This window comes from Aquibacillus koreensis (assembly GCF_025154055.1).
Classification (GTDB): Bacteria; Bacillota; Bacilli; order Bacillales; family Amphibacillaceae; genus Aquibacillus_C; species Aquibacillus_C koreensis.
Window position 1 is genome coordinate 82,643 of sequence record NZ_JAOALK010000008.1, and the last position, 26,016, is coordinate 108,658.

Here is a 26,016-nt window from a genome sequence, read left to right on the forward strand (position 1 = left end):
TATAAGTATATAAAATAAAACCTATGATATTACTCATAGGTTTTATTTTTTTCGCATATTTTAGCATATAAGGAAATATACAGGATAACACCCCTAAGTAGGAGGCGATAAATTGAGGTACAAAGAACTGAGTGGGAAAGAAATTGTAAATATTAAAGAGGGCTCTCGATTAGGGATATTAGGACAAACAGATTTGGAGCTCAATATAGAGACAGGCCAGATTGAATCATTCATCATCCCAAACTATAGTTGGTTTGGACTAAAGAAAGAAGGAACGAGTATAAGGATACATTGGAAAGATGTAAAGAAGATCGGAGAAGATATGATTATCATAGAATCTTGAAAATACGCTGCCTTCTTATGGCAGCGTATTTTTTTTGCTCTTTTGGCACACATTGTTTCTTTCTAATGTGGGGTCCGACTGAGAATAAACTTTCAAGTTTTCAACAATTTAGAGCATAGCTTTTGTTATAGTGGATGAGACAAATAGGCGAGCTAACTAAAATAACCATAATGGAAAACTGATTTTCATATTTTTTTCACTAACTGATGAAACCATCATAATATAACAAAGAATAGTGATTAAGCCAGGTGAGGTGAAATAATGAATTCAACTAAAAACATTGCCGTATTGGGCGGTGACGCAAGATATTTAGAAATGGTAAAAAATATGTCAAAGTCTGATCACATTCATATTGAATTAGTAGGTTTTGATCAATTAAAACAAGGTTTTTCAGGAGCAAGGCAAATTGATATCGAGGACCTAGATCTTAGCAAATTAGATGCAATTATCCTGCCAATTCCAGGAACCAATGAGGAAGGTTATATAGAAACAGTATTCTCAGATAAAAAGATACAAATAACTGCAGAGTGGTTAAAGAAACTACCTAAGCATTGCCTAGTATTCAGTGGGATTGCTACTAATCATTTACAAGATATTGTAAAAGAAGCCAACCTTTCTCTCTTTCCACTAATGAATCGTAATGATGTCGCGATTTACAATTCAATACCTACTGTAGAGGGAACCATTATGATTGCCATTCAAAATACCGACTTTACCATTCATTCTTCCAAAGTGATTGTATTAGGGTTAGGAAGAGTAGGTATGAGTGTGGCTAGTAAGTTTGCGGCACTGGGAGCAGATGTGTATGTTGGATCCAGAAGTAAAGAGGATATAGCTCGTGCAACGGAAATGGGATTAACCGGTTTTCACATGGGCGAACTTTCTGCATATACTGCAAAATGTAATATTCTTATTAATACTGTTCCGGCGATGGTTGTTACAGATAAAGTTATTCAACCAATGCCATCCAATGCCCTAATTATTGATTTAGCATCAAAACCTGGCGGAACAGATTTTGATTATGCAGAGAAAAGAGGCATTAAAGCCCTGCATTCATTAGGTTTGCCGGGAATGGTTGCTCCAAAAACAGCTGGAGAAATTCTTGGTCATGTTATTGAGCAGATCATATATGAAGAACATCTTGGGGAGGAATAAGTATCATGTCCTTAAAAGGGAAGAAAATAGGGTTCGGTATTACAGGGTCACATTGTACGTATGAAGCGGTTTTTCCTGAAATTGAAAAGCTAATTGAAGCGGGTGCGGAAGTAGTTCCAGTAGCTTCCTACACTTTTCAAAACACTGACTCAAAGTTTGGTAAAGCACAAGACCACATGGAACGATTTAAAAAGATAACGGGTAGAGACGTTATTACCACAATACCAGATGCAGAACCTTTAGGACCAATAGAGCCATTAGACTGTATGGTCCTTGCACCATTGACGGGAAATTCCATGAGCAGATTAGCAAATGCAATCACCGATACTCCCGTACTAATGGCAGCTAAAGCAACGATCAGAAATGGTAACCCAGTAGTGCTAGGAATTGCTACAAATGATGCACTAGGTCTAAACGGCACAAATTTAATGCGGTTAATGTCAACAAAACTAATGTATTTTGTGCCTTATGGTCAAGATGATCCAATAAAAAAACCAAATTCTTTGGTGTCAGATATGACTTTAATTCAAGATACAATTGAACATGCACTTGAGTTTAAACAAATTCAACCTGTCATTATCGAAAGAAAATAGTTCAATAAACTCCTTTCTTACCTTACTAGTGAAGTTATGTTAAAATAAATACTATTGATAATATATCTTTTATAGTAAGTGATCATGAGAGAGGAGCAAATTTATATGTCAAACAAACAATACAACGTAGCTTTAGTTGGTGCAACAGGTGCAGTAGGTCAAAAAATGTTAGAAACGTTAGAGAAGAAAAACTTTCCTATTAAAGAGTTGAAATTGCTATCATCTAGTCGTTCGGCTGGGAAAAAAATAAATTTCAAAGGTGAAGAGTACACGGTTCAAGAAACAACGCCTGAAAGTTTTGAAGGCGTACAAATAGCGCTTTTTTCTGCGGGAGGATCTATTTCTAAAAAGTTTGCGCATGAAGCAGTGAAAAGAGGAGCAGTTGTCATTGACAATACGAGTGCATTTCGTATGGATGAAGATGTTCCATTAGTAGTTCCAGAAGTAAACGAAGAGGATATTGCAAATCATAATGGTATAATCGCTAATCCAAACTGCTCTACCATTCAAATGGTAGCTGCCTTAAAACCACTTCAAGAAAAATACGGAATCACTAGAGTTATTGTGTCAACGTATCAAGCGGTTTCTGGTGCAGGTAATTTAGCCATCGATGAATTAAAAGATCAATCACAAGCATTTTTAAACGGTGAAGATATGAAAGCGGAGCTTCTGCCTGTTAGCGGAGACAAAAAACATTATCCAATTGCATTTAATGCATTACCACAAATCGATGTATTCCAAGATAATGGATATACGTACGAAGAAATGAAGATGATAAACGAGACGAAAAAAATCATGCATGCTCCTGAGCTACATGTAGCAGCTACATGTGTTCGATTACCATTTTTCACATCTCATGCGGAAAGTGTATATGTAGAGGTTGGAGATGAGAATATCGAAGTTGCTGATATTCAAGCTGCATTAGCCAACGCTGATGGCGTTATTTTAGAAGATGATCCATCAAATCAAGTGTATCCAACACCATTAAGTGCTGCAGGAAAAAGTGAAGTATTTGTTGGAAGAGTAAGAAAAGATCTCGACAACAAAAACGGATTCCATTTCTGGGTTGTTTCAGACAACTTACTTAAAGGAGCGGCATGGAATTCTGTACAAATCGCAGAATCAGTGATCAAAAATAATTGGCTGTAATCTAGAGGTGTCAAAATGAAGATATTAGTTCAAAAGTTTGGGGGTACCTCTGTCAGGGATCAAGAAACAAGGCAGAGTGCGATTGAGCATATAAATGATGCAATTAGAGAAGGGTATAAAGTGGTAGTAGTCGTGTCTGCGATGGGACGACACCCTGACCCATATGCAACGGACTCTCTCTTGGAGCTCGTTGGGTTCCCTCATAGTAATATTAGTAAAAGAGAACAAGACTTACTTCTCTCATGTGGGGAGACAATCTCTTCTGTTGTATTTTCAAATGAATTAAAAGCAAACCAAATTTCTTCCGTTGCACTTACGGGTGCACAAGCTGGATTCTTAACAAGTGATGATTTCACAGAGGCTAAGATTAAAGCGATGCATGTGGAAAGAGTGATAGAGGAATTACAACAATCTGATGTGGTTGTGGTAGCTGGATTTCAAGGAAGAACGGAAAATGGTGATATCACAACAATTGGGAGAGGTGGAAGTGACACTTCTGCTGCTGCATTAGGGGCTGCTTTAGATGCAGATTATATTGATATATTTACAGATGTAGAAGGCATCATGACAGCTGATCCACGCGTAGTAAAATCGGCTAGAACATTAAATGTAGTAACATACACTGAGATTTGTAACTTGGCCTATCAAGGTGCAAAAGTAATCCATCCAAGAGCCGTTGAGATTGCTATGCAAGCGAAGGTTCCAATTAGAGTCAGGTCTACAAAATCAAAAGATACAGGCACGTTAGTTACTACCTCAAGGGATACGATTAAAGGGAAAGACATTCCTGATCGTCTCGTGACAGGTATTGCACATATGTCAGGAATAACACAGATCAAGGTACATGCTGATCATGAACCATATCAATTACATTCTAAAGTGTTTAAAGCAATGGCAGAAGCAGGTATTTCAGTTGATTTCATCAATATCTCACCAAGTGGGGTTATTTATACAATTCCCAAAAACTTCACAGATGAAGCACTGAAGTTATTAGAAGCATTGTCTTATCAGCCTGAAATTATTGAGGATTGTGCAAAAGTATCTTTGGTAGGGGCTGGTATGACTGGGGTACCAGGTGTAACTGCAAAAATTGTTCAAACACTAACCGATGCAGGGGTTCAAATCCTTCAATCTGCCGACAGTCATACAACTATTTGGGTGCTCATTCGTCATAGAGACCTCATTGCAGCAGTAAATGCACTCCATGAAACATTTGAGTTATATAACCAATCTAGCTAAATGATTTCTGTGGTATAGGAATCGGTCTGAATGATACTCTTCATCTTTAAAAGTTAGTATGTAGTCGAGGATGAAAGGAGAATAGAGTAATGGATTTTGGGAAATTACTCACAGCAATGGTTACCCCGTTTGATGAAAATAACCAAGTTAATTTCAGTAAAACAACGGTTTTAATAAACCATTTAATTGAGAATGGTACCGAAGGGCTTGTGGTTGCTGGAACAACTGGTGAATCTCCGACACTTAGTTCTGAGGAAAAAGTACAACTGTTTGAACATGTAGTGAAAGTAGTTGACAAACGTGTTCCTGTCATTGCAGGCACTGGATCAAACAATACAAATGCATCAGTGGAATTAACAAAAAAAGCAGAAGAAGCTGGTGTAGATGGTGTGTTACTTGTTACGCCATATTATAATAAACCGAACCAACAAGGAATTATAGAACATTTTACAAAAATAGCAAACAACACTAATCTGCCTGTAATGCTTTATAATATCCCAGGAAGAACGGTCGTTAATATGACAGTCGATACAGTTGTAACGTTATCAAAAGTAACGAACATTGTTTCAATAAAAGAATCTAGCGGTGACTTAGATGTTGTTGCACAAATGATTGAAAAAACAAGTGATGATTTTAGTGTATATAGCGGTGACGATAGCTTAACCTTACCAATGTTATCTATTGGTGGGAATGGTGTTGTTTCTGTTTCTTCCCACATTATTGGTATTGAAATGAAAGAAATGATAGATGCCTATGAAACTGGGGATGTAAGAAAAGCAGCGCGAATTCATCGACAGTTATTACCAGTAATGAAAGGTTTGTTTATTGCACCATCACCTAGTCCAGTTAAAACAGCCTTAAGGCTAAAGGGACTAGATGTAGGTAATGTGCGATTGCCTTTGGTTCCACTCTCTGAGATTGAAATAGAATATTTAGCAGGGTTATTAATCAAATAATAAATTGCTGCTCATAAGTATCCTACAGATAGACATCTAAGATGTCTTCTGTAGGATACTTTTTTATCTATTTGGAAGGATAACGTGTAAATCAGTCAGTTTGAATTAGGACTTCATGGGGCTGTAACACATTTAATAAACTTTACTTACCATACTTTCTCAAAGTATCTCCTACTATTCAAAAACTAGAGGGTATCAACTTATTTCAAATGTTCATACTATACGTAGAGTTAAATGAAAGGAGCGTTTTATAATGACAGAAAAAGATAATACACCCAAAAAAGAGCAAGGTGATGATCAATCTACCCAATCATCTTTAGTGCAAAAGATTCAACAACTAGGGCAATCTTCTGTTGCAGCGGCCCCTGATTCTAATATTCATGTACTACCTATTATTGGGCAGATAGAAGGGCATATACAATTACCACCTCAAAATAAAACAACAAAATATGAACATTTAATTCCACAAATTATTGCGGTCGAGCAAAACCCTAAAATCGAGGGCCTGATTGTTGTCTTGAATACTGTAGGTGGTGATGTGGAAGCTGGTTTAGCATTATCAGAAATGTTAGCATCAATTTCTAAGCCGACCGTTTCTATCGTACTTGGTGGTGGACATTCCATTGGGGTTCCTATAGCGGTATCAGCAGATTATTCTTTTATAGCTCCAACGGCTACGATGACGATTCACCCTATTCGTCTTACAGGTTTAGTAATCGGTGTCCCACAGACATTTGAATATCTAGACAAGATGCAAGAACGGGTCATCCAATTTGTGATTAATCACTCTAATATTAAAGAAGAAAAATTTAAAGAACTTATGTTTGAAAAAGGAAACTTAACAAGAGATATTGGTACAAATGTTGTCGGAACAGATGCCGTAGATTATGGACTTATCGATGGTATAGGTGGAGTGAAAGAAGCTATGGCAAAACTTAATGAATTAATTGAGCATAATAAATCAGATGGGACGATGATTCAATGATTCTATATACGCCATTGAGTGAATCAGATATTTTTCCAACAGAAAGTCAGGATTTTCAGAAATATGAGATGGTTAACTTACAAGGAAAGATGGTACAAGTAGAGCGATTAGAAAATGGGACTTGTCGAATTGTCCAATTACTTTCTACAGATCCTCAAGACTTTCTAAATGAACAATTCATGCCAGGCTCGATGGTTTCCTCTCATGAAATTATTGGTTAATGGCGCACCGTAAGGCAACTCTGTGATATAATTAAATTACGCTAGTGGTTATTCTTACCACTTAAATGAAAAAACCCTTGTCAACATATGACAAGGGTTTATCTTCATTCGATATGAATTTAAAAACGGAGCCATTGAAAGTATGTAAGTACATAAAATACTTCGTAGTACTATCACAGAGGTGATCATATGCCAAAAAGGCGAAAAGCTAAAACAAGTAAAAAGAGTAAACAGTCATTTAAAGACCAACTTAAATATGAACTAATCGGGATCCTCTTAATCTTTCTTGCGGTTTTTGGAAGTGGTGCAAGCTCTATTAGCGAGGGTGCTATTCCTGCGATACTAGAGAATTTGTTTCGATTTATTTTTGGGGTCTGGTATTTTGTCGTGTCCTTGTTTTTGCTAGGTTTGGGAATTTACTTAATGATTAAAAGAAGAATTCCTTTTCTATTTAACAGACGATTATCAGGATTTTATATCATTTTTCTTGGAATAATTCTCTTAACACATATTCAATCATTTAATGAAATTTTAACAGATTCTGTTAAGCCGTCTATTATAAAGACAACTTGGGGCCATATCTGGGCCTATCTCGATGGACAAGTCCCTGCCGCTAACTTAGGAGGAGGGATGGTCGGGGCAATTTTGTTTGCATTTAGCCACTTTTTATTCTCAGCACCTGGTGCACGATTCTTATCACTATTTGCTATTCTTATAGGTATTCTTTTCCTTACAGAATTTTCAATAGGAGCTTTTATTGAAAAATCATGGGACAGATGGAAAGCATTTGTGAAAACACAGATGAATCACTGGAATGCATTAAGAGAAAAGAAAAGTAAAGAAAAGGAAGAAAAGCGTGAGACCAAAGAAATGGAAAATGACAATGAAATTTATACTCAAGAATTAGAAATTGAGCCTTTGTTAAATGCTGGACAGAAGGAAGAAGAACCAATAATTCAAGAATTCACAGATATAGCCTATTCGAATGAAAATAATAATCAATCTAAAAAGGTGAACAAAAAATCAGAAAAAACGAAGAAAGAAGATCCAGAGGATGAAAAACTTTTAGAATCTCTACCCATGACTGAACTAGAGAATTTTGATTATGAACTGCCTTCCCTTGAGTTATTAGCCGAACCTGTAAACAATACCCAACAACAAGAACGTGGACAGATTCAAGCGGTTGTTAGAAAGCTAGAAAGAACTTTTCATAGTTTTGGTGTTAAAGCAAAAGTTACTAAAGTGCATGTAGGTCCTGCGGTAACCAAGTATGAGATCTATCCAGATGTGGGGGTTAAGGTAAGTAAGATTGTTAACTTACATGATGATCTTGCGCTAGCGTTAGCAGCAAAAGATATAAGAATAGAGGCACCAATACCTGGTAAATCGGCGATTGGAATTGAAGTACCAAACCATGAGATCGCGACAGTATCCCTTAGAGAAGTTTTGGATACGAAACAAGCGATGCAAGGGTCAAAACTTGCTTTTGTATTGGGCAGAGATATATCAGGTGATGCAGTAATCGCTGAACTTAATCGCATGCCACACTTGCTTGTTGCTGGTGCAACAGGTAGTGGTAAAAGTGTATGTATAAATGGGATTATAACTAGCATTTTGATGCGGGCAAAACCACATGAAGTTAAAATGATGATGATTGACCCCAAAAAAGTAGAGTTAAATGTATATAATGGAATTCCGCACTTGTTAGCACCAGTTGTGACGGATCCAAAAAAAGCGTCAAGAGCATTAAAAAAGGTTGTATCAGAAATGGAAAGGCGTTACGAGTTATTTTCTGATACAGGAACAAGAAACATAGAAGGATATAATGAATATATTAAACGTTACAATGCAGCAGAGGGCGACAATCAACCACAACTTCCTTATATTGTAGTGCTTGTCGATGAGTTAGCTGACTTAATGATGGTTGCTTCAGGCGATGTGGAGGATGCTATTACTAGACTTGCACAAATGGCTCGAGCTGCAGGTATTCACTTAATTATAGCTACACAACGACCATCTGTTGATGTCATTACGGGAGTCATTAAGGCAAATATACCATCGAGAATAGCCTTTAGTGTATCGTCTGCGACAGATTCACGTACGATCTTGGACTCGGGTGGTGCAGAAAAATTATTAGGCCGAGGGGACATGTTGTTTATTCCTGTCGGTTCATCTAAGCCTACTCGTATTCAGGGGGCATTTCTTTCAGATGAAGAAGTAGAACGAATTGTCGATCATTGTATTGAACAACAAAAAGCACAATATCAAGACGATATGATTCCGGAAGAAGAGACGGAAGTGGCAAATAAAGTTGATGATGATTTATTTGATGACGCTGTTCAGCTAGTAATAGAGATGCAAAGTGCCAGTGTATCTATGCTGCAACGAAGATTTCGTGTCGGGTACACAAGAGCAGCGCGTCTAATTGATGCGATGGAAGATCGAGGTATTGTCGGTCCGTATGAAGGATCAAAACCAAGAACAGTCCTAGTCTCCGATTATACGGAAGAAAAATCATCATAAAATAAGCTTATATGGTAAATACTTATAGTAGACCCTTACATATGGATAAATTGTATGTAAGGGCCAAAAATATGGAAAATATTGTTGTGAAAAACGACAAAATTCGTCAACTTATTTCAAATTCCACATAAAATTGTTTATATTTCTATTTATTTCTAGATATAAAAGTGTTATATTTAGTTTTGGAAAATGATTCGACCACACTAACACTTTAGCACTGTGAGGCTCGTTATCTGGAGGTAAATAATGTCATTAAAATCAGATAATAGTTACATATACATTCAAATTGCAGAACAATTAAAGCAGCAAGTAGAACAAGGTATTTATAAAGAAAAGGAAAAGTTACCGTCGGAATTTGAACTTTGTAAGCAATTGAGTGTAAAACGCGAGGAATTAAGAGAAGCTTTGGATATTTTAGAGGAAGACAATATTGTTACTAGAAGACCTGGTGTAGGAATCTTTGTTAATCCTAAGCCAATGTTCTCGTCTGGGATTGAACAGCTTGGTAGTGTAACGGATATGATTACTAAATCGGGGAAAACTCCTGGTTCACAGTATATTTCAACAGAATTAATAGAACCTACTGATAATGATAAACAAAGGTTTGCACCGAAACGAGTTAAACAGATTGCTCAAATTGAAAGAATTAGAAGTGCAGACGGAGAACCAGTTGTCTATTGTATAGATAAAGTGGACAAGGATTTAATACCATTAGATCAAGTTCACACACAAGATTCTTTGTTTAAGTTATTAGAAGTTTCTGGTGGTAAAAAAATAGCTTATGCAATTACGTATATTGAGCCTATTGGTTATCACGAAAAGATCTCTCCGGCTTTAAATTGTCAACCAGACCAAGCATTATTGTTATTAAAACAAGTGCATTATACTGCGTTAGATGAGCCAGTTCTTTACTCTGCAAATTACTTTAGATCTGATGTCTTTAGTTTCTTTGTTGTAAGGAAAAGGTAACGTTTGGGAGGTGATGGCAGGAAGAATTCAGTCTATCTTACGTGTGTTAAAAAATTTAAATAAAAACAAAAATTTTGGGGGTATTATTTTGAAGAAGAAACACTTATTAATTTTATTTGCATTGTTACTATCATTTGTGCTTGTACTTAGTGCATGTGGTACTGCAGACGAAGATGATTCTGCAAATCCAGCAGATGATAACACAGAAACAGAAGGTACGGATGAAACTACAAATGAAGGCACAGAAGAACAAGCCGAAGACACTAATTTCAAAGTTGGTATGGTAACAGATACTGGTGGTGTTGATGATAAATCATTTAACCAGTCTGCGTGGGAAGGTCTTAATGCATTTGGCGAAGCAAACGGACTAGTTGAAAAAGAAAACTTTGACTATGTTCAGTCTTCTAGTGATGCGGACTATTCTCCAAACCTTAATCGTTTAGTTCAACAAGATTACAATCTTATTTACGGTATTGGATTCTTATTAATGGAGTCAGTTACCAAGGTAGCGGAACAAAATCCTGACACGAATTTTGCAATAGTCGATGAGACAATTGAGGGCGATAATGTTGTAAGTATTCGTTTCAAGGAACATCAAGGTTCATTCCTTGTTGGTGTTGCTGCTGCAATGAAAACAAAATCTAAAAAAGTAGGTTTTGTCGGTGGAGTTGAAAGTGAACTGATTAAAAAATTCGAAACTGGTTTTGAAGCGGGTGTTAAATCAGTAGATCCTTCTATTGAAGTTGTTGCACAATATGCAGAATCATTTGGTGATGCAACAAAAGGTAAAGCGATTGCTGCAGGCATGTACAATAGTGGAGCTGATGTAATTTATCATGCTTCAGGTGGTACTGGTAATGGTGTGTTTAATGAGGCTAAAGACATTAAAAATGCAGATGAAGATGCTTATGTTTGGGTTATTGGGGTAGACCGTGACCAACATGAAGAAGGTGCGATTGGAGATACGAACGTAACGCTTACTTCTATGCTTAAGCGTGTAGATGTTGCAGTACAAAATGTAACACAACAAGCATATGAAGGAGAATTCCCAGGTGGTGAAACGTTAGAATTTGGACTTGAAGATGATGCTATTGGTATTGCTGAGACGAATGAAGAAGCATACACTGCTGAGATAGATGAAAAAGTGCAAGAATTTAAACAAAGCATTCTCGATGGAGAAATAGATGTTCCATCTACAGATGAAGAATTAGAAGCTTATTTAGCGGATCTGTAAAAATGTTTCCAAAAAGGGCTAGAGATTTATAATTTCTAGCCTTTTTTGAATGAAAATGAATGTAATGATGGAAGATATAACGGGAAAAATGTTAGGAGAATCTTCAAATGAAGAGAGAATTCCGGATTTTCATTTGGCGATTTTCTTCGTCCGTTCATTTAAAATGTCCAAAAAAGGAGTGGGATTTTTGGAGAATTATGTAGTTGAAATGCTAAATATTCGAAAGGAATTTCCAGGTATTGTTGCAAATAACAACATTAACTTACAAGTGAAACAAGGTGAGATACATGCACTGCTTGGGGAGAATGGTGCTGGAAAATCAACGCTAATGAATGTGCTATTTGGACTTTATCAACCGGAAAAAGGTGAAATTAAAGTAAAGGGCAAAAAAGTACATATAACAGACCCGAATGTAGCAAATGAATTAGGAATAGGAATGGTTCACCAGCATTTTATGTTAGTGGATACTTTTTCGGTTACGCAAAATATCATCTTAGGTAGTGAACCTAGAAAGTATGGGATGATTGATATTAAGCGGGCTGAAAAAGAAGTAATGGAATTATCTGAACGTTATGGATTGAAAGTCGATCCGAAAGCGAAAATACGAGATATTTCTGTAGGTATGCAACAAAGAGTTGAGATTTTGAAGACATTATATCGAGGGGCTGATGTTTTAATATTAGATGAGCCAACGGCTGTTTTAACCCCTCAAGAAATTAAAGAGTTAATTGCAATCATGAAATCACTTATTAAAGAAGGAATCTCCATTATTTTAATCACACACAAGTTAAAAGAGATTATGGAGGTATGTGACCGTTGTACCGTTATTCGAAAAGGTGAAGGAATAGGTACAGTCAATGTAGCAGAGTCAAGCCCAAATGAGCTAGCATCACTAATGGTTGGGAGAGAAATTAGTTTTACAACTGAAAAAACCCCTGCCACACCGAAAGACAACATTCTTACTATTGAAAACCTCCGTGTGAAAGATTCAAGGGGAGTAGAGATGGTAAAAGGATTAGGGCTAGAAGTTAAAGCGGGAGAAATTGTTGGTATTGCTGGTGTAGATGGAAATGGACAGTCAGAATTAATTGAAGCTATTACAGGTTTAAGTAAGGTTGAGTCCGGAAAGATTCTGTTAAACGACAAGGATATTACAAATATGTCCCCTAGAAAAATAACAGAATCAGGACTATCACATATACCTCAGGATCGTCACAAATTTGGATTGGTATTAGACTTTCCTATTGGTGAAAACATGGTGTTACAAACATATTACCAAAAAACTTTTTCAAAAAATGGTGTGCTATCATTTAACCGTATTTATGATCATGCTAAGAAGTTAATTAAGGAATATGACGTTCGTACACCAAGTGAGTACACCAAAGCAAGAGCATTATCTGGTGGTAATCAACAAAAGGCAATTATTGCACGTGAAGTAGATCGTTCTCCTGATTTAATTATTGCAGCGCAACCAACACGTGGATTAGACGTCGGTGCCATCGAGTTTATTCACCAAAAGTTGATTGAAGAACGTGATAAAGGAAGAGCAGTATTACTAATTTCATTTGAACTAGATGAAATAATGAATGTTAGCGATCGAATAGCTGTTATGTTTGATGGTAATATTGTTGCTAATGTGAAGCCGGAGGAAATAAATGAACAAGAGTTAGGTCTACTTATGGCTGGTAGTAAGAAAGTAGGTGGTGCGTGATGTTTTCAAATCGCATGTTTAATATCTTAGTCCCAATCATATCGGTCTTTTTAGGCCTAGTAGCGGGTGCTATAATCATGCTTGGTTTTGGTTACAATCCTATTAGAGGTTATATAGCACTAATTGATGGTGCTTTCGGAAATGCTTATTTTACAGGTGAAACGATAAGACGAGTAACACCATATATTCTGACGGGTTTAGCTGTTGCATTTGCTTTCCGAGCAGGATTATTTAACATAGGTGCTGAAGGACAGGTTATTGTTGGTTGGTTAGCTGCTGTATGGGTAGGCTCTTCTATGGAAGCGCCTATGATTATTCACTTACCTTTAGCAATCCTTGCTGCTGCTGTGGCAGGGGGGTTATGGGGATTCGTCCCGGGTATCCTAAAAGCCAAACTAGGTGTACACGAAGTAATCATCACCATTATGATGAATTATATCGCTTTATTCTTAACGAACCATCTAATAAGAAACGTTTTAACAGAAACAAAAGATACAACGGACCGCGTGTTAGAGAGTGCATCCCTAGCCTCCAACTGGATAATGGAAATAACGAGTTTCTCTAGACTACATTGGGGGCTCTTGATTGCGTTAGCAGCTGCAGTGATCATGTGGTTCTTATTAGAAAAGACAACAACTGGATATGAATTGAGGTCAGTTGGTTATAACCGGCATGCATCTGAATATGCAGGGATGAAGGTAGGAAAGAATATTGTCTTAGCAATGGTCATCTCTGGTGGATTTGCAGGTTTGGCTGGAGCAATGGAAGGTCTTGGAACATTTGGCTATATGCCTACACATTCCTCATTTACTAATATAGGTTTTGATGGAATTGCCGTCGCTTTACTTGGTGGTAACGCTGCATTTGGAACGGTTATTGCTGCATTTTTGTTTGGTGTTTTAAAAGAAGGCTCTTTAAATATGCCAACAGAAGCAGGAGTACCTTCAGAACTAGTGGAGATTGTAATTGCATTAATCATTTTCTTTGTAGCTTCAAGCTACATCATACGATGGGCGTTATTAAGTTTGAAAAAGGAGGGGAAATAGTATGTTAGATATTTTACAAACAATCATTCCAATTGCGTTGTTTTATTCGGCCCCTCTGATCTTAACTGCCTTAGGTGGTGTATTTAGTGAACGATCTGGTGTAGTAAACATTGGACTAGAGGGCTTAATGGTAATGGGTGCATTTGTAGGTATCGTGTTTAACCTAACGTTCGCTGATGTGTTCGGTGATGCTACTCCTTGGATCTCTATTTTAGTGGCAATGGTCATTGGAGCTATTTTTTCCATTATTCACGCTGTTGCATCTGTTACGTTTAGAGCTGATCAAGTAGTTAGCGGAGTAGCTATTAACTTCTTAGCACTTGGTTTAGGTGTCTTTTTAACAAAACAATGGTATGGAAAAGGACAAACAGATATGGTATCTGAGCCATTCTATTCTACTAACATCCCGTTTTTATCTGACATCCCGATCATAGGGCCAATCTTCTTTCAAAAAGTATATTTAACCTCGTATTTAGCGATTATTGTTGCGGTAATAGCTTGGTACGTATTATATAAAACACCTTTTGGATTACGTTTAAGGTCCGTTGGTGAACATCCGATGGCAGCTGATACGAATGGGATAAATGTGTATTCGATGCGTTACATTGCTGTTATTATATCTGGTGCCTTAGGTGGACTAGGTGGTTCTGTATTTGCATTGACGATTGCATCTAATTTCTCACAGTCTACAATTGTTGGGCAAGGATTTATGTCACTTGCAGCTGTTATCTTTGGTAAGTGGCATCCATTAGGTGCAATGGGGGCAGCACTTTTCTTTGGATTAGCACAAAGTTTAAGTGTAATCAGTACTAGTATTCCAGTATTGCAGGAAGTACCATCAATTTATTTAACGATTGCTCCATACGTATTAACAATCCTTGCTTTAGCAGGATTTATTGGACGAGCAGAAGCGCCAAAAGCGAATGGTCAACCTTATATTAAAGGTAGCAGATAATAGTGAACGTAGAAGGAACCTGTAATTGGGTGAATTTGCATCCTTATTGTTTTTAAAATAAGGGGCATTCATTTGTTACCTGGTTCCTTTTTGCGTTAATATAGAAGAAAGGTAAATATTTACTTCGTTTTTTAAAATAATCTTTCATAGGATAGATAGACGTGTAAAATGCAATGCTATATACATACAATTTTTTTAGGGAGGCACGACGTATGCAGTTAGTGAATGAAGAGAAAGTTTCTACAAATGGGTTTAACCTTCATGTGATTCAAACTAAAAAATATAAAACAATAAACGTGGTGGTAAAATTTAAAGCGCCACTTAATCGCGATACGATCACGCAAAGAGCTTTAATTCCATATGTTCTACAACAAGGGACGAAGAATAACCCATCTGCACGTTCATTAAGGCAAAAGTTAGATGAATTGTACGGTGCAGTTCTTTCGATTGATAGTGCAAAAAAGGGAGAAGATCATATTATTACCGTTCGTATGGAGGTAGCGAATGAAGTGTACCTTTCATCTAATGAACAAATTTTAGAAAATGCCGTAAATGTGTTAAATGAAATCATATTCCATCCAAAGTCAGATGGAAAGGCATTTGACCAAAAAATTATCAATCGTGAAAAGCAAACGTTATTACAAAAAATCGATTCTATTGTTGATGATAAAATGAGTTATGCTAATATGCGTCTCATTGATGAAATGTGCAAAGATGAGGCTTATAATCTCCATGTACATGGCTATAAGGAAGACTTAGCAAATGTAAATGAAGAAAACTTATATGAATACTATCAAAGTATGTTGGTAGAAGATGAGTTAGATATTTATATTTTAGGTGATCTGGAAGGCAAAGATGTACCTCAACTGATAACCAAAAACTTCTCAAGAGAAGTTCGCACAAGCAAGCAGCAAAAGTCTAAAGGGAATGTGGAAGTAGAAAAGGTTAATGAGATTACAGAACAACAAGATGTACAACAAGGAAAGCTTCACTTAGGTTTCCGAACAAATATTCGTTTTGGTGATCCGGAATATAATGCCCTGCAAGTTTTTAATGGAATATTCGGTGGGTTTCCTAGCTCGAAGCTGTTTATGAATGTTCGTGAAAAACACAGCCTTGCTTACTATGCGGCTTCTAGATTTGAAAGCCATAAAGGTTTGTTGTTTGTTTTTAGTGGTATTGCGCCAACCGATTATCAAAAAGCAAAAGAAATTATAATCGAGCAAATGGATGCCATGCGTAATGGTGCGTTCTCAGATGAACAAGTGGATGAAACAAAGAATATGGTGATCAACCAATTAAAAGAAACAATGGATCATCCTCAAGGTTTAGTTGAAGTTTTATATCATCAAGTTCTTGCGAATCAAAGTTTTTCTCCGGATAAAATGATCGAGGAAATTAGTCATGTATCGAGAGATGATCTTCTTAAAGTTGGAGAAAAAATACAACTAGATACCGTTTATTTCTTAACAAGTAAAGGGGGAGATGCAGATGAATAAGAAAACGTATGAACAACTAAAAGAAAACTTGTATTCGGAACAATTAGACAATGGTTTAAGTGTTTTCCTTCTGCCTAAACCGGAAATGTCAAAAACGTATGGTATTTTCTCAACTGACTATGGTTCCATTGATAATACATTTGTTCCAATTGGCCAAACAGAACCGATAACGGTTCCTGATGGTATCGCACATTTTCTTGAGCACAAACTTTTTGAAAAAGAGGATAGAGACGTATTTCAGGATTTTACCAAGCGGGGTGCATCAGCTAATGCATTCACTTCATTTACGAAAACAGCATATTTATTTTCTTCCACTAGTAACATAGAAGAGAATGTGCAGACGCTTTTAGATTTTGTTCAAGACCCATATTTTTCAGAACAATCGGTGGAAAAGGAGAAAGGCATTATCGGGCAAGAAATAACGATGTATGATGACCAACCTGATTGGAGATCCTTTTTTGGAACAATCCAAAGTATGTATCAACATCATCCAGTTCAAATTGATATTGCTGGAACGATAAAATCGATTGATAAAATAACCAAGGATGATCTCTACACTTGCTACAATACATTTTATCATCCTTCTAATATGACTTTTTTTGTTGCTGGAAATTTCGATCCCGAAAAAATGATGCAATTGATTAAAGCAAATCAACAAGCAAAGTCATTTGCTCCAAAAGAAGAAATAAAGCGTACCTTTCCAGAAGAACCAGACCAAGTAGCGAAAAAGAAACATGTGATCAACATGCCTGTTTCCGTTTCCAAGTGTTTGATCGGTATAAAAGAGAAAATGGATCATAGTGATCATCAGTCATTTATTAAAAAGGAACTGTTAATTGATATGCTATTAGATCACTTTTTCTCTCGAAGTGGGGAGTACTATCAAGAGCTATATGAAAATGACTTAATTGATAATAGCTTTAGTTTTGAAACAAATATGGAAAAGAATTTCGGATTTTCGATTATCGGTGGTAATACACAAAAGCCAGATGAATTAGCTGATAAACTTACATCCATATTAATTAATTTAAAAGAAGCAACGATTGACATTGAAGATTTTAAGCGCATTAAGCGGAAGAAAATTGGGCAACTTCTTCGCTCATTAAATTCATTAGAGTTTATATCAAGTCAATTTATCCATTACCATTTACTGGGGATAGATTTATTTGAGATTTTACCAGTGATTGAATCACTAACAGTAGAAGATGCAAATGAATTTATAAAACATTGGATTGACGAAGAGCGCATCGCAGTTTGTCAAATTGTGCCTTCATAAGGAGTAATAATGAATAAGAACTGTTTAATTGTGGGTGCAAGCGGGGAAATTGGAATGGAGATAGCCAGGCGTGTTGCTTCTGAAGGATATCGTTTGCTCTTGCACTATAATCAAAATAAGGACTCGTTAGAAGGACTATATCAAGAATTGGAACCAGAATCTGTTTTAGACGTTATACATGGAGACCTTAGTAACAGTACAGGTATTCACTCGTTTCTTGAAAAGATTCATTTCCCTGTCCAATCCATTATCTTTGCCAGTGGTAAAAGTCATCACGGCTTATTTCAAGATACATCGGAGGAAAAGATGGATGAAATGATCCATATACATGTAAAAGCCCCGTGGATGATTACAAAAGCACTTATTCCCGATATGGTAAGAAATCATACGGGACATATAATTTTAATATCCTCGATATGGGGTGACGTTGGAGCGAGTTGCGAAGTTATTTATTCTTCCGTAAAAGGGGCACAGAATAGCTTTGTAAAGGCTTTAGCTAGAGAGCTTGGTCAGAGTAGCATCTCTGTTAATGGAGTTAGTCCTGGCTTTATCGATACAAAAATGAATTTTTCTTTTTCAGAAATGGAAAAACAAGAAATAATCGAACAGATTCCTTTAAATCGGGCAGGAAAGCCAAGTGACGTTGCACAGGCTGTATCGTTCTTGTTGGATGAACGATCAAGTTATATTCAAGGTGAAATTATAAATGTGACAGGTGCATGGTAAAAATTTTATAACAGAAAGCCTCCTTCATGTATGCATAAAGTTTTTCAAAAATCAAATGATAACAGTGTAAGCTATATGAAGGAGGAATTTAAAAATGTCTGTTCTTGATAACTTTGAATCATGGAAAGACTTTCTTGGCGACCGTTTGCACCAAGCACAAGGTCAAGGAATGAGCCAACAAGCTATTTCTGAATTAGCTTATGATATTGGTGGATACCTATCTAATCAGGTTGACGCTAAAAATGAACAAGAGGCTGTATTACGTGATCTTTGGAATGCAGCAGATCAACAGGAACAACATGCAATTGCCAATATTATGGTTAAGCTTGTACAAAATGAAGGAACAGGTAGATAAGCATCTCCTATTTCTCAACATCGAATCAAAGCCCTTGCTTCCAACGATAGCAAGGGCTTTGTATTGTATTCATTAAAAAATTAAACATTTGTTGAATTTTAACAAATGTTGTCCTTTTATAATGTGTAAAAATCATATATGATAATAGTATGTCCTTAGAGGTGCAAATTTTTGATACCTAACTAAAGGAGAATGATAATGGAAAAAACAGAATGGTACCTTGAATATGACATTCAACATAATCGACCAGGATTATTAGGAGATATCTCTTCTTTACTTGGTATGCTTTCCATTAACATCATAACAATCAATGGCGTTGAGAATGCGAGAAGAGGTCTCTTATTATTAGCTAGTAAAGATGAACAAATTATGCGATTAAGATCGATCTTGGATACAATGGATACCATCAATGTCACGAAACTAAGAAAACCCAAATTGCGTGATCGTTTAGCAGTTAGACACGGTCGATATATACATAGTGATGTGGATGATAAGAAAACGTTTCGATTTGTTAGAAGTGAACTGGGTTTACTTGTTGACTTTATGGCTGAATTATATAAAAAGGATGGGCATAAACTAATTGGTATCAGAGGGATGCCTCGTGTAGGTAAAACAGAGTCTATTGTTGCTGCAAGTGTTTGTGCAAATAAAAGGTGGTTGTTTGTTTCAAGTACGTTGCTAAAACAAACGATACGTAATCAATTAATTGAAGACGAGTATAACGACGATAATCTATATATTATCGATGGGGTTGTTTCAACTAGGAGAGCTAGTGAAAAACATTGGGAGTTGGTAAGAGAAATCATGCGTTTACCAGCAACAAAGGTAGTCGAACACCCAGATATTTTCGTTCAACAAACAGAATATAAGCTAGATGATTTTGATTATATTATTGAACTTAGAACAGAAGAATCCGAAGAAATAAGGTATGATCCACTTGAAAAACCCGCTTTTGGAAATGGTGACGGGTTTTCAATGTTTGATTTTTAATAATGGATGGTGTTAATAATGAATTTAGGTGAAAGGCTTAAAGAAGCGCGTGAAGCGAAGAGTTTGACCTTAGACGATTTGCAAAAAATCACAAAAATCCAAACAAGATATTTACAGGCAATTGAACGTGGTAATTATGAAGTGATGCCTGGAAACTTTTATATTCGTGCTTTTATAAAGGAGTATGCAACTGCAGTTGACTTAGATCCTGAACAATTGATGGAAGAGTATCAAAATGATTTACCAACATCAAGTGATGAGCGGTCAATTCAGTATTCTCGTGTTCAACGGAGTAAGAAGGATACAACATCCTCGACAAAGAGCCCTGCTATTTTCTCTTTTTTACCTACTATACTGTTTGTAATACTTATTTTAGGTATTCTTGTTGTAGTGTGGTATTTTAGTCAAGGTGTATTTACAAATGATGATAATGAAGAACCTGGTGTGGTAGATCAAGATAATGATGGCGGCGATAAAGTTACACTGCCACCTAATCAAACAGAAACAGATGAAAATGATGATTCAAATGGAGCAAATGAAGGGGAAGACTCTGAATCAGAAGAACAACAACCTGAGAACTCGGAAGAAGAAACAGTAGAGCCGTCATTCACTATTGTAGAGCAAGGTACGAATGAAACTACCTACGACTTTATCAACCCTGATGATAAGGTAGAGGTAGAGCTTAGCACAGATAAAGAGCATTGGGTTGAGTTAGAAAACGGTAAGGGTAAATCTTTTTATAGTGCTATGTTCTTTGCTGATGATTCTCCACTACAACAGGATATGACTGGAGAAGAGCAAATTTATTTACGATTTGGAGAATCAGAAGATTTGACGATAACCATTAATGGGGTAAAATTAGAATTGCCAGAAGATATTGATCCTGCTCAAGTACAAAGAGTTTGGATTAATATTAAAAATGAGGAAGCAGAATAAGTTTAGTGGGAGTGTAGAGCCCTTTTCATCACGATGTGATGGGAAGGGTTTCGCTCACTTACATAGGCATATTTATTTTGGATGGAGGCACAGATATGAACATACCAAATCGAATTACATTATCAAGAATTTTCCTAATCCCAATCTTTATTGTTTTATTAGCCGTCCCATTTGAATGGGGAAGTTGGTCGATTGGAGAAAATACGTTACCAGTTAGCCATTTCATTGCAGCTCTTATCTTTATTATCGCATCCACTACAGATTGGGTTGATGGCTATTACGCGAGAAAGCATAACTTAGTTACAAATTTAGGGAAGTTTCTAGATCCAATGGCTGATAAGCTTTTAGTATCGGCGGCACTAATTTTATTAGTTGAGATTGGTACCGCTCCAGCATGGATTGTGATTATTATTATTAGTAGAGAATTTGCTGTCACTGGTTTACGATTAGTTGCCGCGGGAGAGGGTGTCGTTCTAGCAGCAGGGCAAATGGGTAAATTGAAGACGGTTCTTCAAATAGTAGCCATTTCTGCACTATTACTTCATGATTATCCATTCTCGTATCTAGGTCTTCCCTTTGGTTTAATTACGTTATACCTTGCTCTAGCTGTAACGGTAGTTTCTGGTGTTGATTACTTTATTAAAAATTGGCATGTAATGAGGGATTCTAAATAATGCGAGCGTACAAGGCGGAGATTATAGCTGTTGGGACAGAGTTATTATTAGGACAAATTGCAAATACAAATGCACAATGGTTGTCGAAGAAGTTGGCAGACTATGGCATAGGCGTATATTTTCATGGTGTTGTTGGTGATAACCTTGACCGTGCAAAGTCGTTATTTACACATGCTGGTGAGCGGTCTGACATTATATTTGTTACAGGTGGACTAGGACCAACAGATGACGATCTGACACGTGAAGCATTTCAATCTATTTCGAATAAAAAAATGGTGGAAGATAACGAAACGATAAAAAAGATAGAACGATACTTTCATAAATCGAATCGTCAAATGACACCCAATAATCGAAAGCAGTCATTGGTCTTTGAAGATGCACAGGTTTTGGCGAATAGTGCTGGGATGGCTCCTGGAATGATTGTGGAACATAATCAAAAGATATGGATTTTTATGCCAGGTGTACCAAGAGAAATGAAAGCAATTATGACGGAGCATGTCTTACCGTATTTACAAAAAGAATTACAATTAAATGAAGTAATAGAATCGAGAATGCTCCGATTTATTGGTGTTGGTGAATCACAATTGGAACATGAATTAAAAGACCTTATAGAGAAGCAACAGAACCCTACTATTGCACCATTGGCCTCAGAAGGGGAAGTTGGACTAAGACTTACTGCAAAGGCCTCATCGAAAAAAGAAGCAAATGATTTAATTAATCATATTGAAAAGCAAGTTCTTGATAAGGTAGGAGCATTTTTTTATGGATATGATGAAACATCTATATCAAAGCAAGTGTTAAATTTATTAAAGAATAATAATATGACAATAGCTGCTGCCGAAAGTTTAACAGGTGGAAAATTCTCTTCTGATTTTGTGACCAATAATGGTGCATCGGAAGTTTTTATGGGCGGTGTGGTCTGTTATTCTATTAAAGCAAAACAAGACGTATTAGATGTTTCATCAAATGTGATAGAGAAATTTGGTACAATTAGTCGAGAATGTGCAGAAGAAATGGCAGTAAAAGTTTCTGGAAAACATGCTTCTACCTTTGGAATAAGTTTTACAGGTGTTGCAGGTCCTGATCCGTCTGAAGGGAAAGAAGTAGGTTCTGTTTTTATTAGTGTCTATAACCGCCTAACAGGTGAAAGTATTACGAAGGCATATCATTTTCATGGAGATCGTAATGCTATTAGGAATAGAACAGTTAAAAAAGGATTTGAACTTCTTCATAATATTTTGAACCAGTAAAATAGAATTTTGATGTTGATATATACCGAGAAAAATGGAAAATCGTCTAATAGTAATAGAATTATCTATTACTTAACCCTTTTGAAAATAAGGGAACATTTATTCGGTTTTTCACTTGTTAAATCTCAAAAAACAAGTTATGATAGTATTAGTTTAATAGAAGGAGGATCTACAATTGAGTGATCGTAAACAAGCCCTAGATATGGCTTTAAAACAAATAGAAAAGCAATTCGGTAAAGGATCTATTATGAAGATGGGGGAACACCCGGAACAAAAGGTATCTACTGTTTCTTCTGGTTCTCTAGCTTTAGATGTAGCATTAGGTGTTGGTGGATACCCAAGAGGACGTGTAGTTGAAATATATGGTCCGGAATCATCTGGTAAAACAACGGTTTCATTACATGCGATCGCTGAAGCACAAAAGCAAGGCGGACAAGCTGCATTTATTGATGCAGAGCATGCTTTAGATCCAGTTTATGCAAGAAAATTAGGTGTAAATGTGGATGAGTTATTGTTATCACAGCCTGATACAGGAGAACAAGCTCTTGAAATCGCTGAAGCTCTTGTTCGTAGTGGAGCTGTAGACATTGTTGTTATTGACTCGGTTGCAGCTTTAGTTCCAAAAGCAGAAATAGAGGGCGAGATGGGTGATGCACACGTTGGTTTGCAAGCCCGCTTAATGTCTCAAGCATTAAGGAAACTATCAGGTGCTATTAATAAGTCAAAAACGACAGCTATTTTCATTAACCAGATTCGTGAAAAAGTTGGCGTTATGTTCGGTAATCCAGAGACAACACCAGGTGGAAGAGCGCTTAAATTCTATTCCTCAGTAAGACTTGAAGTACGTAGAGCAGAAACACTAAAGCAAGGTAACGATATGGTTGGGAACAGAACGAGAATAAAGGTTGTAAAAAATAAAGTTGCACCACCGTTTAAGCAAGCTGAAGTGGATATTATGTATGGGGAAGGGATATCCAGAGAAGGTGAAATATTAGATATTGGTTCTGATTTAGATATCGTGTTAAAAAGCGGTGCATGGTATTCTTATAATGAAGAACGACTCGGTCAAGGACGTGAAAATTCTAAACAGTTTTTAAAGGAAAATAAAGATGTATCTGAGGAAATCTATTTAGCAATTCGAAATCACTATGGTATGGACTTAGTTGAGGGATCGGAAAAGGATTCGGAAGATAATCAAGAAGTATTAGACATTAAGTAATGAAACACTATAAAAATCCTAGTCTATCCGATTAGGATTTTTTCTGCTATTTCAGGTTAAAATTAGACAAAAAACACTTAAAAGCAGAAAGTTGGTTAAAATTGCTAACGGATATAGACGTTTCCTTGACATTATATAACCTCAGGATTAAAATTAATTATGTATAATTCTTATATTTATTATACATTCTTTTTTAGAAAGGCTCGACATTCGTCATTTTTCTTATGTTTGTCGATGTTTCACTTGCGCTATCCGACAAAATAATCGAGGTAGTGTAAACAATATTGAAATGTAAGACTGTACATGCCGACTAAAAATTGTTTGTACAAAATTTATAGCAAGAGGAGGTGAAACCATGGGACCTTTAGAAATAACTGCCATAGTCATCTCCAGTTTGCTTTTTCTTATCGTCGGTGCTGTTGTTGGTTATCTGATTCGTAAGTCTATTGCAGAAAAGAAAATTTCTAGTGCGGAAGAGTTGGCAAAACAGATTGTAGAAGAAGGGCATAGAAATGCCGAAGTTGCCAAAAAAGAGGCGCTTCTTGAAGCGAAAGATGAAAACCATAAACTTCGTCAACAAGCAGAACAAGAACTTCGTGAGAGAAGGATGGAAATACAAAAGCAAGAAAGCCGTCTAATGCAAAAGGAAGAGAATCTAGACCGTAAAGATGAAACGCTGGATAAGCGTGAGCTCATGTTAGAGAAGAAAGAAAGTTCGCTAGCAGAAAAACAACAACAAATTGAAGAAATGGAAAGCAAAGTGGAAGCTATGTTAAGCGAGCAGCAATCTGAGCTAGAACGCATTTCCGGTTATACTACCGATCAAGCTAAACAAGTGATTCTAGAGCGTGTTGAAACAGAAGTCAGTCATGAATCAGCTATCATGATAAAAGAAGCAGAGAATCGTGCCAAAGAAGAAGCGGATAAGAAAGCGAAGAACATACTATCTTTAGCTTTACAACGCTGTGCTGCAGATCATGTTGCTGAAACAACTGTATCTGTTGTAAATCTTCCTAATGATGAAATGAAAGGACGTATCATCGGTCGTGAGGGTCGAAACATTCGTACCCTTGAGACGCTTACAGGTATTGACTTGATCATTGATGATACACCTGAAGCTGTTATTTTATCTGGTTTTGATCCAATTAGAAGAGAGATTGCACGGATTGCCTTAGAAAAACTTGTCCAAGATGGAAGAATTCATCCAGCGCGTATTGAAGAAATGGTTGAGAAATCAAGGCGTGAAGTGGATGAGTATATTCGTGAGATTGGGGAACAGACTACATTTGAGGTAGGAGTGCACGGATTACATCCAGACCTAGTTAAGATTCTAGGACGATTAAAATATCGTACAAGCTATGGTCAAAATGTATTAAAACACTCAATGGAAGTTGCGTATCTTTCCGGATTGCTTGCGGCCGAATTAGGTGAAGATCAAACATTAGCTAAGAGAGCTGGTTTACTTCACGATATCGGAAAGGCTATTGATCATGAAGTAGAAGGTAGTCACGTGGAAATTGGTAAAGAGTTAGCGACCAAGTATAAAGAGAATGCAGTTGTTATTAATGCAGTTGCTTCCCACCATGGTGATGAAGAACCTACTTCAGTCATTGCTGTATTAGTCGCTGCAGCTGATGCATTATCTGCTGCAAGACCAGGAGCAAGAAGTGAAACGTTAGAAAATTATATTAAACGTTTAGAAAAACTAGAAGAGATCTCTGAATCCTATGATGGGGTTGAGAAATCATTTGCTATTCAAGCTGGTCGAGAAGTTCGAATCATGGTAAAACCGGATGAGATTGATGATCTAGAGTCTTCAAGAATTGCTAGAGAAATCAGAAAGCGTATTGAAAACGAATTAGATTATCCAGGACATATTAAGGTTACTGTAATTCGAGAAACAAGATCAGTTGAATATGCGAAATAAAGCGGCCAAATGGTCGCTTTATTTTTTTGAATGAAAAAGGAATAGATAGGAAGACTTGTTGAATTTTGACTTTTATAAACATATG

At 36.6% G+C, this 26,016-nt stretch carries 24 protein-coding genes; all 24 read left to right on the plus strand.

What is annotated here, in order from left to right; genetic code table 11:
* Positions 1-112 precede the first annotated feature (112 nt).
* The gene (locus NYQ66_RS02115) at positions 113-343 is read left to right on the plus strand and encodes a YlmC/YmxH family sporulation protein (protein ID WP_259866350.1); all 231 of its coding nucleotides are present in this window, start codon (positions 113-115) and stop codon (positions 341-343) included.
* A 261-nt stretch (positions 344-604) separates the two neighbouring features.
* On the plus strand, positions 605-1,498 hold the full coding sequence (gene dpaA, locus NYQ66_RS02120) for a dipicolinic acid synthetase subunit A (protein ID WP_259866352.1): 894 nt from the start codon (positions 605-607) through the stop codon (positions 1,496-1,498).
* A 5-nt stretch (positions 1,499-1,503) separates the two neighbouring features.
* Entirely contained in the window at positions 1,504-2,091 is a 588-nt protein-coding gene (locus NYQ66_RS02125; RefSeq protein WP_259866354.1) for a dipicolinate synthase subunit B, read from the plus strand.
* Positions 2,092-2,196: 105 nt separating this feature from the next.
* Positions 2,197-3,240 carry an aspartate-semialdehyde dehydrogenase gene (asd, locus tag NYQ66_RS02130; protein WP_259866356.1) on the plus strand — a complete coding sequence of 348 codons (1,044 nt, stop codon included), beginning with the start codon at positions 2,197-2,199 and terminating at the stop codon, positions 3,238-3,240.
* A 15-nt stretch (positions 3,241-3,255) separates the two neighbouring features.
* Positions 3,256-4,479, plus strand: coding sequence for an aspartate kinase (gene dapG / locus NYQ66_RS02135; protein WP_259866358.1), 1,224 nt, complete (start codon positions 3,256-3,258; stop codon positions 4,477-4,479).
* An 89-nt stretch (positions 4,480-4,568) separates the two neighbouring features.
* Positions 4,569-5,435, plus strand: coding sequence for a 4-hydroxy-tetrahydrodipicolinate synthase (gene dapA / locus NYQ66_RS02140; RefSeq protein WP_259866361.1), 867 nt, complete (start codon positions 4,569-4,571; stop codon positions 5,433-5,435).
* Positions 5,436-5,688: 253 nt separating this feature from the next.
* The gene (locus NYQ66_RS02145; protein WP_259866363.1) at positions 5,689-6,420 is read left to right on the plus strand and encodes a ClpP family protease; all 732 of its coding nucleotides are present in this window, start codon (positions 5,689-5,691) and stop codon (positions 6,418-6,420) included.
* Entirely contained in the window at positions 6,417-6,641 is a 225-nt protein-coding gene (locus NYQ66_RS02150) for a YlzJ-like family protein (RefSeq protein ID WP_259866364.1), read from the plus strand. The genes NYQ66_RS02145 and NYQ66_RS02150 overlap by 4 nt, the downstream gene beginning before the upstream one ends.
* A gap of 189 nt (positions 6,642-6,830) precedes the next feature.
* Positions 6,831-9,164, plus strand: a complete 2,334-nt coding sequence (locus NYQ66_RS02155; protein WP_259866366.1) for an FtsK/SpoIIIE family DNA translocase — start codon at positions 6,831-6,833, stop codon at positions 9,162-9,164.
* A 246-nt stretch (positions 9,165-9,410) separates the two neighbouring features.
* Positions 9,411-10,133: a GntR family transcriptional regulator gene (locus NYQ66_RS02160; protein WP_259866368.1), complete on the plus strand. Its 723-nt coding sequence runs from the start codon at positions 9,411-9,413 to the stop codon at positions 10,131-10,133.
* An 88-nt stretch (positions 10,134-10,221) separates the two neighbouring features.
* Positions 10,222-11,367: a BMP family lipoprotein gene (locus NYQ66_RS02165; protein WP_259866369.1), complete on the plus strand. Its 1,146-nt coding sequence runs from the start codon at positions 10,222-10,224 to the stop codon at positions 11,365-11,367.
* 208 nt (positions 11,368-11,575) lie between these two features.
* A complete protein-coding gene (locus tag NYQ66_RS02170; protein WP_311201999.1) occupies positions 11,576-13,078 on the plus strand; it encodes an ABC transporter ATP-binding protein in 1,503 nt (500 codons plus the stop codon).
* Positions 13,078-14,124 (plus strand): ABC transporter permease, encoded by a 1,047-nt coding sequence (locus NYQ66_RS02175; protein ID WP_259866371.1) that lies wholly within the window; start codon positions 13,078-13,080, stop codon positions 14,122-14,124. Before NYQ66_RS02170 ends, NYQ66_RS02175 begins: the two co-directional genes overlap by 1 nt.
* Position 14,125: 1 nt before the next feature.
* Positions 14,126-15,079: an ABC transporter permease gene (locus tag NYQ66_RS02180; RefSeq protein WP_259866373.1), complete on the plus strand. Its 954-nt coding sequence runs from the start codon at positions 14,126-14,128 to the stop codon at positions 15,077-15,079.
* Between the two features lie 212 nt (positions 15,080-15,291).
* Positions 15,292-16,578 (plus strand): EF-P 5-aminopentanol modification-associated protein YfmF, encoded by a 1,287-nt coding sequence (gene yfmF, locus NYQ66_RS02185; protein ID WP_259866374.1) that lies wholly within the window; start codon positions 15,292-15,294, stop codon positions 16,576-16,578.
* Entirely contained in the window at positions 16,571-17,854 is a 1,284-nt protein-coding gene (gene yfmH / locus NYQ66_RS02190; protein ID WP_259866376.1) for an EF-P 5-aminopentanol modification-associated protein YfmH, read from the plus strand. The genes yfmF and yfmH overlap by 8 nt, the downstream gene beginning before the upstream one ends.
* Positions 17,855-17,863: 9 nt before the next feature.
* Positions 17,864-18,580 carry an elongation factor P 5-aminopentanone reductase gene (gene ymfI / locus NYQ66_RS02195; protein WP_259866378.1) on the plus strand — a complete coding sequence of 239 codons (717 nt, stop codon included), beginning with the start codon at positions 17,864-17,866 and terminating at the stop codon, positions 18,578-18,580.
* A gap of 94 nt (positions 18,581-18,674) precedes the next feature.
* Positions 18,675-18,935: a DUF3243 domain-containing protein gene (locus NYQ66_RS02200; protein WP_259866380.1), complete on the plus strand. Its 261-nt coding sequence runs from the start codon at positions 18,675-18,677 to the stop codon at positions 18,933-18,935.
* Between the two features lie 198 nt (positions 18,936-19,133).
* Entirely contained in the window at positions 19,134-19,925 is a 792-nt protein-coding gene (locus NYQ66_RS02205; RefSeq protein WP_259866382.1) for a DUF3388 domain-containing protein, read from the plus strand.
* An 18-nt stretch (positions 19,926-19,943) separates the two neighbouring features.
* Positions 19,944-20,861, plus strand: coding sequence for a helix-turn-helix domain-containing protein (locus NYQ66_RS02210; protein ID WP_259866384.1), 918 nt, complete (start codon positions 19,944-19,946; stop codon positions 20,859-20,861).
* 95 nt (positions 20,862-20,956) lie between these two features.
* A complete protein-coding gene (pgsA, locus tag NYQ66_RS02215; RefSeq protein WP_259866386.1) occupies positions 20,957-21,535 on the plus strand; it encodes a CDP-diacylglycerol--glycerol-3-phosphate 3-phosphatidyltransferase in 579 nt (192 codons plus the stop codon).
* Positions 21,535-22,785, plus strand: coding sequence for a competence/damage-inducible protein A (locus tag NYQ66_RS02220; protein WP_259866388.1), 1,251 nt, complete (start codon positions 21,535-21,537; stop codon positions 22,783-22,785). The genes pgsA and NYQ66_RS02220 overlap by 1 nt, the downstream gene beginning before the upstream one ends.
* Before the next feature lie 175 nt (positions 22,786-22,960).
* On the plus strand, positions 22,961-24,004 hold the full coding sequence (gene recA / locus NYQ66_RS02225; protein ID WP_259866390.1) for a recombinase RecA: 1,044 nt from the start codon (positions 22,961-22,963) through the stop codon (positions 24,002-24,004).
* Positions 24,005-24,359: 355 nt separating this feature from the next.
* Positions 24,360-25,931 carry a ribonuclease Y gene (rny, locus tag NYQ66_RS02230; RefSeq protein WP_259866392.1) on the plus strand — a complete coding sequence of 524 codons (1,572 nt, stop codon included), beginning with the start codon at positions 24,360-24,362 and terminating at the stop codon, positions 25,929-25,931.
* The last annotated feature ends 85 nt before the right edge of the window (positions 25,932-26,016 follow it).